General features: G+C 47.3%; 10 protein-coding genes. 5 read left to right on the top strand and 5 right to left on the bottom strand.

All coding sequences use genetic code 11. The features are described 5' to 3' along the window. Nucleotides 1-124: 124 nt before the first annotated feature. The 4 genes from AEA42_RS01845 to AEA42_RS01830 all read right to left on the bottom strand — a co-directional run bounded on the left by AEA42_RS01845 (nucleotide 125) and on the right by AEA42_RS01830 (nucleotide 3,040). Nucleotides 125-445, bottom strand: a complete 321-nt coding sequence (locus tag AEA42_RS01845; RefSeq protein ID WP_047533546.1) for a hypothetical protein — start codon at nucleotides 443-445, stop codon at nucleotides 125-127. A gap of 749 nt (nucleotides 446-1,194) precedes the next feature. Continuing rightward, nucleotides 1,195-1,869 carry a cold shock domain-containing protein gene (locus AEA42_RS01840; protein WP_055646788.1) on the bottom strand — a complete coding sequence of 225 codons (675 nt, stop codon included), beginning with the start codon at nucleotides 1,867-1,869 and terminating at the stop codon, nucleotides 1,195-1,197. 109 nt (nucleotides 1,870-1,978) lie between these two features. Further along, entirely contained in the window at nucleotides 1,979-2,512 is a 534-nt protein-coding gene (locus AEA42_RS01835) for a hypothetical protein (protein ID WP_055646787.1), read from the bottom strand. A 132-nt stretch (nucleotides 2,513-2,644) separates the two neighbouring features. Next, a complete protein-coding gene (locus tag AEA42_RS01830) occupies nucleotides 2,645-3,040 on the bottom strand; it encodes a VOC family protein (protein ID WP_055646786.1) in 396 nt (131 codons plus the stop codon). Nucleotides 3,041-3,201: 161 nt separating this feature from the next. Between AEA42_RS01830 and AEA42_RS01825 the strand changes: the two genes are divergently transcribed. From AEA42_RS01825 to AEA42_RS01815, 3 genes are all read left to right on the top strand, one after another. Continuing rightward, nucleotides 3,202-3,804, top strand: coding sequence for a DUF502 domain-containing protein (locus AEA42_RS01825; protein ID WP_055646785.1), 603 nt, complete (start codon nucleotides 3,202-3,204; stop codon nucleotides 3,802-3,804). 654 nt (nucleotides 3,805-4,458) lie between these two features. Continuing rightward, the gene (locus AEA42_RS01820; RefSeq protein ID WP_055646784.1) at nucleotides 4,459-6,435 is read left to right on the top strand and encodes a BCCT family transporter; all 1,977 of its coding nucleotides are present in this window, start codon (nucleotides 4,459-4,461) and stop codon (nucleotides 6,433-6,435) included. An 88-nt stretch (nucleotides 6,436-6,523) separates the two neighbouring features. After that, the gene (locus AEA42_RS01815) at nucleotides 6,524-6,886 is read left to right on the top strand and encodes a YajD family HNH nuclease (RefSeq protein WP_011717601.1); all 363 of its coding nucleotides are present in this window, start codon (nucleotides 6,524-6,526) and stop codon (nucleotides 6,884-6,886) included. A gap of 24 nt (nucleotides 6,887-6,910) precedes the next feature. Here AEA42_RS01815 and AEA42_RS01810 read toward each other — a convergent pair whose 3' ends face one another. Continuing rightward, nucleotides 6,911-7,144 carry a DUF1289 domain-containing protein gene (locus AEA42_RS01810; protein WP_047538543.1) on the bottom strand — a complete coding sequence of 78 codons (234 nt, stop codon included), beginning with the start codon at nucleotides 7,142-7,144 and terminating at the stop codon, nucleotides 6,911-6,913. 236 nt (nucleotides 7,145-7,380) lie between these two features. On the opposite strand from AEA42_RS01810, the gene AEA42_RS01805 reads away from it, so the two are divergent. After that, on the top strand, nucleotides 7,381-8,745 hold the full coding sequence (locus AEA42_RS01805) for a methyltransferase (protein WP_055646783.1): 1,365 nt from the start codon (nucleotides 7,381-7,383) through the stop codon (nucleotides 8,743-8,745). A 254-nt stretch (nucleotides 8,746-8,999) separates the two neighbouring features. Next, nucleotides 9,000-10,049, top strand: a complete 1,050-nt coding sequence (locus tag AEA42_RS01800; RefSeq protein WP_011717598.1) for a 3-oxoacyl-ACP synthase III — start codon at nucleotides 9,000-9,002, stop codon at nucleotides 10,047-10,049. Nucleotides 10,050-10,146 lie beyond the last annotated feature (97 nt).

Raw genomic sequence — 10,146 nt, 5'->3', positions numbered from 1 at the left:
TGGATGGATCGCGGTTCACTATCCGAACCAGAAAACAGGTTAGGCGTTCTAAATGAACCGCCCTGTGCGGAGCCGCATGCAGGGTGGTGTGGGGGCTGGAGGCTAAATACCTCCGGCTACCCGATTATGCCAATTGCCGAAGCCAATCATTGAACCACTCCTTGGGCATTTGCTCGGCATCAAAGTCTTTGGTCCGGAGCTCTTCAAGCGTGTATGTGTTTGCCAGATAGAGATCCCACTGAGTTTCCACATCCGTGAGAACAGGTAGCAATCTCTCAATTTCTGGATCGGCATCAACATCGAGATACTGACACCAGAACCTATCGCACCATTCTGCGATCTGCCTGTGCGAGTATGGGGATGCTTCTGGGGTTGCGCCCCATCCAAGCATTTGGATCACTGATTCTCGCGTAAACGACATTTCCGCTGGCGTACTTGGTTTCATAGTTTGGAGCACATACTCACTAAGGCATAACATTTTATTCGTGCGCATGCGCGTTTATCACGTTAGACCAGTAAAAACGCGCACAGTTAACTATCTGTATGTAAAGAAGTTATCAGATTTTTTACAAATACACCATCCGGAAAAACGCGCACGAATGTTGTTCTCAAAACCCTCAAAAACTAGCGTAATACGATATGACTGTATATCTAACTAGGATTCGGCTGTTATAGAGAATCACTAAAGTGGAGGGCTAATAGATGAGATTTTGTAGGGTAACTCTTTCGTAAAGTCCAGAACGAACAAACGTGTGCTAACAAGTTTTGGGCCAAAAGCTTTTAGCTAGATGAACAGTTCAATGGTCGTAAAGATTGTCATTGTTGCAACTGTGACCGTTGGCGGCATGGATGCCGCCGTCGAGCCCTCAGGGATGAGTTTATGGCGTGTCACAGGGGAAACAATGACAATTCATCCTACACACCTGACAACAAACTTATCTCGCTTTGGGGCAAAAAGTTTTTAGCTAGATGAACAGTTCAATGGTCGTAAAGATTGTCATTGTTGCAACTGTGACCGTTGGCGGCATGGATGCCGCCGTCGAGCCCTCAGGGATGAGTTTATGGCGTGTCACTGGGGAAGCAACAGTGAAATAGCTTGCCAAACACGGTGGTCAGTTTAAGCCAGTTATCATGGGTTATAAATCCGTCCATATATTCTTTAATAAATAACACTATCGACTTGTTTTAAACTCGCTAAGCAGGAAAAACCGCTATAGCACTGAGCACCAGTGCGAGCGGTATCAGCGTGATCATGGCAAGGGTACCTAGACAACCAGACAGTTGTTTTTGTCGTGCTAAATTTTCGGCTTCACTCATTTGTTTAACTGTCTGCTCTACATCTGCTTTTCGTTTTTCGAGTAACTGTGCAGAGGCGATAACCAGTTCTTGAGAGTCAGCAGGAACTTTCTCGGTTACTAGGGCGAGTTCACCTTTGAAGGCGTGTACCGTATAGCGATAATTACCTTTTGAGAAAGTGTCCTTCTCAAAGCTGACATTCAGTACTGCATTGCATCCACAATGCTTTGCAAGCTGTTCTAAATGACGTCTTCCTTCGCTGGGGTCTTTAAAAAAGCGGGTCGTAATGGGATAGCTAACAAGCACTGTGCCGTTTTTAGGGTGGCGGTCTTTAGTGGTAAAAAAGTCAACTAATCGCTCCCTGATAAAGACTTCGGGCAAACTGATCGCTTTGGCGGCTAGGCCTTTAGGTGTGGGCGTTGGATCAAAATGGACCATAGTGCCTTTGACTAACTTGCCTTCATCTTTCTTGTCTAATAGCTCAGAAAAATGCAAAAAATAGCTTTCACCATCATCGCCTTGGATAAACCCATACTTTTTAGCGGCAAGGTATGAGACAACTTTTCCTTTCAAAACAGTAGCCTATATAAATTGATGCTCAGCCGAGAATTATGTTACTAGCCTAGCGTTATAAATGAAAAATATTATAAATCAAATAGATAATCAGATAAACGATCTGAATTTATCTGCAACACTGCACATAGACCATGTCTTCGTATCTTGGATCGTCATAGGCATCGGCGTGGGAAAGGTGTCCATCAAAGGTCCCAATTTTATTGACGGTCAATCCTTGTTTAAACACGATTTGTAAACCGTGCTCGGGCTCCCAATCACAGTGGCAAGTAAGGGATATATACACGGCGTTATCCCCATGTAGGCGGCGTGACACCATTAATTCGTCGCCAAACTCAATATGGCGCCACACTTGGTTCGGGCTAGGAATATGAATATGTTCTTCGCTCGCAGGCGTAATGTATGCGCAGCAATCTTGATAATATTGGTAAATCGCGTCTTGGGCTTGCTCGAGTGCGGTATGGTCTAGGGCGAGAAAATGTTGCACCGCAGTGTGAAAATCCTCCACCTGTGGGTCGGTTTCGTACTCTTCTAAGACAAACTCAAATTTACCGCTTAGCGCATTGATCTCAATGGGTTGGCTTTTAAGCCAGCCATCATAGGGATCCACTTCAAGCAAACCTAGGATGGGTATTGTTATCATCTTATCATTCCGTTCATTGTTGACTTTATTAGCTAGCTATTGCTGAAAGTTATCTTTGTAAAACAATATTCTATAGTATTTCTATTCTGAAATAAGGTTATTCGTGCCGATTAAATATGATTGGATTAGACGCTACTGCGTGCAGGCGGGCAGATATTCGGATAGTTCTAATAGATTCAAATCGGGGTCGCGGATATAGACGGAGTTGATGCGACCTGTGGCGCCGGTGCGCAGGACTGGGCCTTCAATAATCTCAACTTCAAGGCTGTTTAAGTGGTTGATCACTTCTTCGATATTGTGGCTGACCACAAAACAGAGATCGGCGCTGCCGGGCGTAGCAAGGTTTGCCTTAGGTTCAAATTCGGCGCCTGCTTGGTGAAGATTGATTTTTTGATCGCCAAAACTTAAGGCGATTCGGCCCTGACCAAATACGGACTTTTTCATCCCTAACACGCGTTGATAAAAGTCGACGCTGGCCTCGATATCTTTCACAGTTAACACTAAATGGTCTAGGCGGGTCACGCGCATATTCTTTCCCTCGATGCCGTAGCGGTTCGTTATTGGTTTTCTCTGCGCCTTACCTTACATCAAGTACTGGTGCAAAAGTGACTCTGTGGTAGCATTTAACGCGCTTTTTAGCGTAAATAATTTATGCCTTTTGTTATCCCATTGGATTTGATGAGATTGTAATGAAGAAAACCTTAGCCCGTGGTTTGATGAACCTGCTGCCGATGGCGTTAAGCCTGTGGTTGTTTTGGTCATTGTTTGTATCGTTAGATGGTTTAGGGATTTTTATTTTAGAGTTGGTAGGGATTAACCAACATTTTGTCGGCGCGGGCTTTATCTTAGTCGTGGCCATAGTGTTTGCGGTGGGCCTGTTGTTTTCGGTGAGTCCCATTGTGTGGCTCTATGGCTGGATTGAACGCCAATTAATGCGTTTTCCGCTGTTTAAATCTGTCTATGGCAGTATCCGTGATATCGCTTCCTTAATGAACCGTGAGGGCAAACCCAATACACAGCAAACCGTGTTGGTTAAACAGGCTAATGGCGGGTTTGTGGTGGGCTTTATTATGACGGATACACCGCCGCAGCCGTTGCTCGATGCTTTACCCGAAGGGGATTGGGTGCCTGTGTTATTTCAACTCAGTTACCAAATGGCGGGGGTAACTAGCCTCGTCAAACGTGAAGATTTGATTTTAGTCGACTGGTCTTTTGAAGAGGCGATGCGCTTCAATTTAACGGCGGGTATCTCGCAAACGCCGGGCGCGGCAACGGTAAAAACTAAAGCTTAATAGAGCTGTTTTGGTTTTTTACGTCAAATAGAGGTATTTTTGTGATATAATCTGATGGCGACTTAATAGGTCGCCATTTTTTATGCTAATTCAGCAGTAGCTGTTTAGCATTATCTGTATCTCTATTGAGTCAGTTTTCGACAGCATGTGGTCTCTGTTCGAAGGCACTCCAGTAGAGCTTAAGCAAGGCCGAGTCGATATTTGCTACTGGTTATTTGTTACGGGTTAACCGTTAGCCGCTAATCGCGCTTTGTATTCCTCATCCTCGATATCACCGATATCGAACCGCTTATATGCATTATGTCGCCATAGAGGTTGAACCCTGCGATTCGGTCGCATGGTGTTGATGCTCGCTGTCTTTGAGAGGGCGGCTGGTTCTAAAAGGGCATTAGCAGCGGTTTAGCTGTTTATCGAGTCAACAGTTTGCCGACTTTACTATTAAGCAAAAGCGTCGAGCAAACGGGGAAGTGGGGAAACGTTTTCAATATGAGTATGACATCACAAGGTATTGTTGACCGCGAGCCCTTGTCATGGATTATTTATGCCTATTTCATCCTGACCACATACTGCTGAGGCTAGGGTTACCTATTATTGCGCTATCTCTTCAACATCGAAGGGATGTTAATAGGGAACTGGCTAGAACAAGGGAGTTTTATGTCTATCAAGTCGAGTATTAATCCACCGGTTTTTTATTCGTCGGTCTTTTTTATCACATTAATGGTGATGATCTGCGCCATTTGGCCGACCGAGGCCAATCACTTTTTCAAATCCATGCAGTCGTGGATAGAGGCGAAAGCGGGCTGGTTGTATATCCTTGGTGTAGCGATTTTTCTGATTTTTATCATCTTTGTTATGGTCAGTCGCTTTGGCGATATTAAGCTAGGCCCCGATCATGCCGTGCCCGACTATAGCTATAAGAGCTGGATTGCCATGCTGTTTTCGGCGGGGATGGGGATTGGGCTGATGTTCTTCGGCGTTGCCGAGCCTGTGATGCATTATCTCGCGCCGCCCGATGCAACGCCTGAGAGTTTGGCAGCTGCCAAAGAGGCCATGAAGATCACTTTCTTCCACTGGGGCATACATGCTTGGGCCATATATGGCGTAGTCGCCCTGAGTTTGGCTTATTTTGCTTATCGGCATAAGTTGCCCTTGTTACCTCGCAGCGCACTCTATCCCTTAATCGGTGAGCGCATTCATGGCCCGATTGGCCACTGCGTCGATACCTTTGCGGTATTAGGGACTATGTTCGGGGTGGCGACTTCCCTCGGATTTGGGGTGTTGCAGGTTAACTCGGGCCTAAGCTATTTATTCGAGCAACTGCCTAATAACACCACGGTGCAAGTGTCGCTGATTATTGGCATTACCTTACTCGCCACTTTGTCGGTATTTTCGGGGCTCGATAAAGGGGTGAAGCGCTTAAGTGAGCTTAACTTAGGCTTGGCCCTTATTCTGCTGCTGATTGTGTTAATTCTTGGCCCAACGGTAATGTTGCTACAGGCCTTTGTGCAAAATACCGGTAGTTATCTGAGTGATATCGTTAATAAAACCTTTAATCTGTATGCCTATCAGCATAAGGAAGACTGGCTTGGCGGTTGGACGCTACTCTACTGGGGCTGGTGGATTTCGTGGTCACCTTTTGTCGGCACCTTCATTGCACGGGTGAGTCGCGGCCGTACCATACGTGAGTTTTTAGTCGGCATTTTATTTGTACCTTCGGCGCTGACCTTTTTGTGGATGACGGTATTTGGTAACTCGGCCATCGACGCCATTATGAATCAAGGCGCGACCTACCTAAGCGAAGCGGTGAATACCAATGTGCCTGTGGCGCTGTTTGTGTTTTTTGAACATATGCCGTACCCGCACCTGTTGTCGGGCATTGGGATTTGTTTAGTGGTGACCTTTTTTGTGACCTCATCTGACTCCGGTTCCTTAGTGATCGACAACCTGACCTCGGGGGGCGATAACAATGCGCCTGTCTGGCAACGGGTGTTTTGGGCATTGCTACAGGGTGTGGTGGCCTCAGTGCTGCTGCTTGCGGGTGGCTTACAGGCACTCCAAACCGCCGCCATTGCCAGTGCGATGCCATTTTTATGCGTGATGCTGCTGATGTGTTTAGGGCTGTATAAGGCGCTGAAAGATGATTGGCTTAAGATCAACAGCGTGCAGCTCCATACCACCAGTGTGCAATATGCTAAGACCAATATCAGCTGGGAGGAGCGTATCGAAGTTTTAGTGTCGCATCCCACCGAAGATGAGGCGCGTATCTTCCTCAATAATGTCGCGACACCAGCGTTATCTAAGGTGTGTCAGCAATTTATGAGTAAGGGCTTAACGGCGGATCTTGAGTATCTCGACGGCAAAGTGCGATTGGTGATCAGCAACGAAGCCTATCAACCCTTCGTTTACGGTGTGCGGATGCGCTGCTTTGAAATCGTTAATCCGGTCGGTGAAGAGTTAGAGCAGGGCAATAATTGGTATTATCGCGCCGAAGTGTACTTAGAGCAGGGCGGCCAGCACTATGATGTGATGGGCTATACCGAAGAGCAGCTATTGGCGGATGTGGTTACCCAATACGAGAAATACCTGCATTATTTGCACTTGTCCAATGCCGACCAAGGACATGTCGCCTAAACGCTTTGCGTGTTAGAAATATTGCCCCAAGGAATAACTCGGATTATCCTTGGGGCACTTTTTTAGGGGTCATCAGTTAGGTGTAAGCATGTCAGCAAATCCAGGCCAGAGTAAGTTAGATCAAGTCTTAGCCCAAGAGCGGGAATACCGTGCTAAACGTGAGGGCGGTTACCGCGAGCAAGCGCTCAAATTGTATCCTTGGATCTGTGGCCGCTGTACCCGCGAATTTACCTCAAAAAATTTAAGCGAGTTGACGGTTCACCACAGAGATCACAACCACGACAACAACCCATCCGACGGCTCGAATTGGGAATTATTGTGCCTCTATTGCCACGATAACGAACATTCACGCTTTGAAGAACTGATCCGCTACGGTAGTACCACAGAAACCAAGCAAGCGGCGGCGACCTATAATCCCTTTGCCGATTTAAAAGCGATGATGAAAAAGTAGCGATAAAAGTAAAAAGCCTGAAATTTAGGCTTTTTTTGCAAGTCGTGCCTCGGCTTCCAGCCATTTAGCGCGGCTTAGCACCTGTTGATTTTCGTCGCCTTCGAAATGGGCTTTGCGGGCAGGGAGCTGCGCAATAATCGCAGTGTGTTCAGCATCGCTGGCATTGCGCCAAGCGACAATCTCATCAATATGGCGAAAACAGCCCATGCAATAATCTTCATCATTTAAGCCGCAGCGAGCGACACAGGGGGAGAGCATACTTTTCCTCTAAAACTCTTCTCTTTAACTGGCTTTTTTGTGTATACACACACATGGATTGCCAACTGGTATAGCAAGTTGGCCAAAACTGCGGCGATACTAGCAGCTTTAGCCGCCATTTGGGCAGCGATATTAAGTGAAATGCACCTTGATATTCGTAAAGGCTTAATGACGGCTTGGCGACTAAGGCCAATAAGAGAGCCAAATGGAACACATCAGAGTGAAGCAAATTTAGCATGGCAATTAAGCTCGATAATCATAAGCAGGCAAGGGTCGAGCGTCAGGACAGGCTCAGGGCGCACTTTATCCAATTGGATAAGCTACTTGAGCAGAGCCGCGCCCTCTGGCAAGTCCGTGCCTTTGAGGCAAAAGCACTGCCTTGGGCGGCACAATTTCCAAGGCTAGCAACCACCCTTTGGGCGCTTGATGATGCTGTGCTCGATAGTTTGGATGCCGAGCAATCGGCGTTAGTCGATGCCTTATCTCCTGCACTCAAGCAGGATCTTGCCGCGTTAGGCTTAGACTGGGATCTGTCTTTACTCCTATCCTCCTTTGCCGAACTTTCGCTGGGCTCAGATATTGATTCAGATATAGGCTTTGATATTGGCTCTGATGATATTGAAACTGCTACTTCACCTCGTATTGATCTTACCGAGCTGGCTCACTTTAGCGCCCATATAAAAGGCCGTAAGTGGGAGCAGATCACTGCCTTTGTGCAGCATTTGCCCGATGCGGGATTACCCGTGCTGGAGTGGTGTGCGGGCAAAGGCCATTTAGGCCGCTTAATAGCCAAAGCACGTGGTGTGGATGTGTTAAGCCTCGAGTGGCAGGCGATGCTCTGTGAAGAGGGCCAAGCCTTTGCTGATAAATGGCAATTATCACAGCGATTTCTCTGTGCTGATGCCTTCGCTATCGAAGGTAATGCTTGCGAAAATTCCACTCATCAAACCAATCCTTTTCGCGCCCAGCAACAGGCGGTGGCGTTGCATGCCTGTGGCGATTTGCATGTGCGTTTACTGCAATTAGCCGCAGCGGCGGGCACCCAGGCTCTGGCGATTTCACCTTGCTGCTATCATTTAATTCAAGCTAATCAATATCAAGGCTTATCGACACTCGCCAAACACAGCGCTCTACGTTTAAGTCGCCATGACTTGCAATTGCCTTTACAACAGAGCGTGATTGCAAATCCGAAACAACAGGCGCTGCGGCATCAGGAAATCGCCTGGCGGCTGGGTTTTGATGCGTTGCAGCGAAGCTGTCGTGGCATAGATGCTTATTTACCTTTACCCGCAATAAAGCAAAGTCAGCTGAGTGGTGAGTTTGCCGAGTTTTGCCATTGGGCGGCGGCGCAAAAGGCGGTAACCTTAGCCGCAGATTGTAATTTTGACGCTTGGCTCGAGATAGGCAAACAGCGACAAAGGTTAACCCGACGCATCGATTTGGCGGCGCATTTATTCCGCCGTGCGCTGGAGCTGTGGTTAATTCTCGATCGTTGCTGCTTTTTGCAGGAAAGTGGCTATCGGGTGACCCTGAGGGAATTTTGTGCAAACAGTGTGACACCCAGAAATACGCTGATTTTGGCGCAAAAATTGAGCGAGTAAAAAACAATCTACTATTTAATGTTATACCTGACTGTTTTTTATAAAGTATTTCTTTATTAGTTCATTTTGAATTAACGGATTGGCGGCATGATCGTCACAAGGGTTTATAAACCCTGTGAGACAAGTCTAAGGCGAAAGATGGTTTTTTATTGAATCATCGGGCTTTTCTTGTTCAAATGTCGCCTTAATGACACATAACAACTAAAAACTGACCTAAAAGATCAGTGATCCTAGTGAGCGAATAAAACAGTTTCATGAAATATTCCCGCGTATTTATTAATAGCCTTGCCTATGAACTGGCACCTGTGGTGGTTTCCAGTAGCGAGCTAGAATCTCGCCTCGCGCCTCTATATCAAAAATTTCGCATTCCTATGGGGCAACTTGCGGCGTTAACGGGCATTACCGAACGCCGTTGGTGGCCTAAAGGGCATCAATTATCCGATGGAGCGATTAAAGCGGCGCATAAGGCGATTGCAGAAACGGGAATAGAAGTCGCCGAACTGGGCGCTGTGGTGTATACCGGCGTTTGCCGTGACCAACACGAACCCGCCACCGCTTGTCGGATTGCGGCGGCATTAGGTGTGTCGAAGGACACTGCGATTTACGATATCAGCAATGCCTGTCTTGGGGTGTTATCGGGCATTTTAGACATTGCCAACCGTATCGAGCTTGGCCAAATTAAGGCGGGCATGGTGGTGTCCTGCGAATCGGCGCGGGATATTGTCGATGTGACCATTGATAATATGCTGGCCGATCCGACCATGCAGAATTTTGCTCAGTCGCTGGCGACCTTAACCGGCGGCTCTGGCGCGGTGGCGGTGATCCTGACCGATGGCAGTTTGCCGCTGACGAACGTGCGTAAGCATCAGCTGCTTGGCGCCTCCCATTTATCTGCGCCGCAGCACCATCAACTGTGTCAGTGGGGCCTGCAGGAAGTGGGGCACAATATTTACCGTGAGTTTATGCGTACCGATGCGGTGACCTTACTGAAAGAAGGGGTCGAGCTGGCAAAGCACACGTGGGAGCATTTCCTCGCTCAGCGGAATTGGTTGGTCGAGCAGGTCGATAAAGTGATCTGCCATCAGGTCGGCGCTTCAAACCGTAAACAGGTCTTGAGTGCGTTAAATATTCCGCCTGAAAAAGAATTTCCAACATATCAACTGCTTGGCAATATGGGCACAGTTTCTTTACCCGTCACTGCGGCCATGGCACACGATCAAGGCTTTTTACGCCCAGGGGATCAGGTGAGCTTTTTAGGTATCGGCAGTGGTTTGAACTGCATGATGCTTGGCATTAAGTGGTAGTTTTTCAAGGATTGTTATTTGCCTTAGCCGACGCTTGAGAGCAAGGTTTGCTAGGGCATTTTTATGCTTATTGGTTTAGCGATGGGCATTAGCACTG

The sequence above is a fragment of the Shewanella sp. Sh95 genome, from assembly GCF_001308045.1.
Lineage (GTDB): Bacteria > Pseudomonadota > Gammaproteobacteria > Enterobacterales > Shewanellaceae > Shewanella > Shewanella xiamenensis.
The sequence above is the reverse complement of the archived record's forward strand: the minus strand, read 5'-3'. Positions and strand labels throughout refer to the sequence as shown.

What these genes read in the sequence shown, in the direction of transcription:
- AEA42_RS01845 (WP_047533546.1), bottom strand. Translation starts at nt 445, where the DNA reads ATGAAACCAAGTACGCCAGCGGAAATGTCGTTTACGCGAGAATCAGTG.
- AEA42_RS01835 (WP_055646787.1), bottom strand. Translation starts at nt 2,512, where the DNA reads ATGATAACAATACCCATCCTAGGTTTGCTTGAAGTGGATCCCTATGAT.
- AEA42_RS01815 (WP_011717601.1), top strand. Translation starts at nt 6,524, where the DNA reads ATGTCAGCAAATCCAGGCCAGAGTAAGTTAGATCAAGTCTTAGCCCAA.
- AEA42_RS01810 (WP_047538543.1), bottom strand. Translation starts at nt 7,144, where the DNA reads ATGCTCTCCCCCTGTGTCGCTCGCTGCGGCTTAAATGATGAAGATTAT.
- AEA42_RS01820 (WP_055646784.1), top strand. Translation starts at nt 4,459, where the DNA reads ATGTCTATCAAGTCGAGTATTAATCCACCGGTTTTTTATTCGTCGGTC.
- AEA42_RS01830 (WP_055646786.1), bottom strand. Translation starts at nt 3,040, where the DNA reads ATGCGCGTGACCCGCCTAGACCATTTAGTGTTAACTGTGAAAGATATC.
- AEA42_RS01825 (WP_055646785.1), top strand. Translation starts at nt 3,202, where the DNA reads ATGAAGAAAACCTTAGCCCGTGGTTTGATGAACCTGCTGCCGATGGCG.
- AEA42_RS01800 (WP_011717598.1), top strand. Translation starts at nt 9,000, where the DNA reads ATGAAATATTCCCGCGTATTTATTAATAGCCTTGCCTATGAACTGGCA.
- AEA42_RS01805 (WP_055646783.1), top strand. Translation starts at nt 7,381, where the DNA reads ATGGCAATTAAGCTCGATAATCATAAGCAGGCAAGGGTCGAGCGTCAG.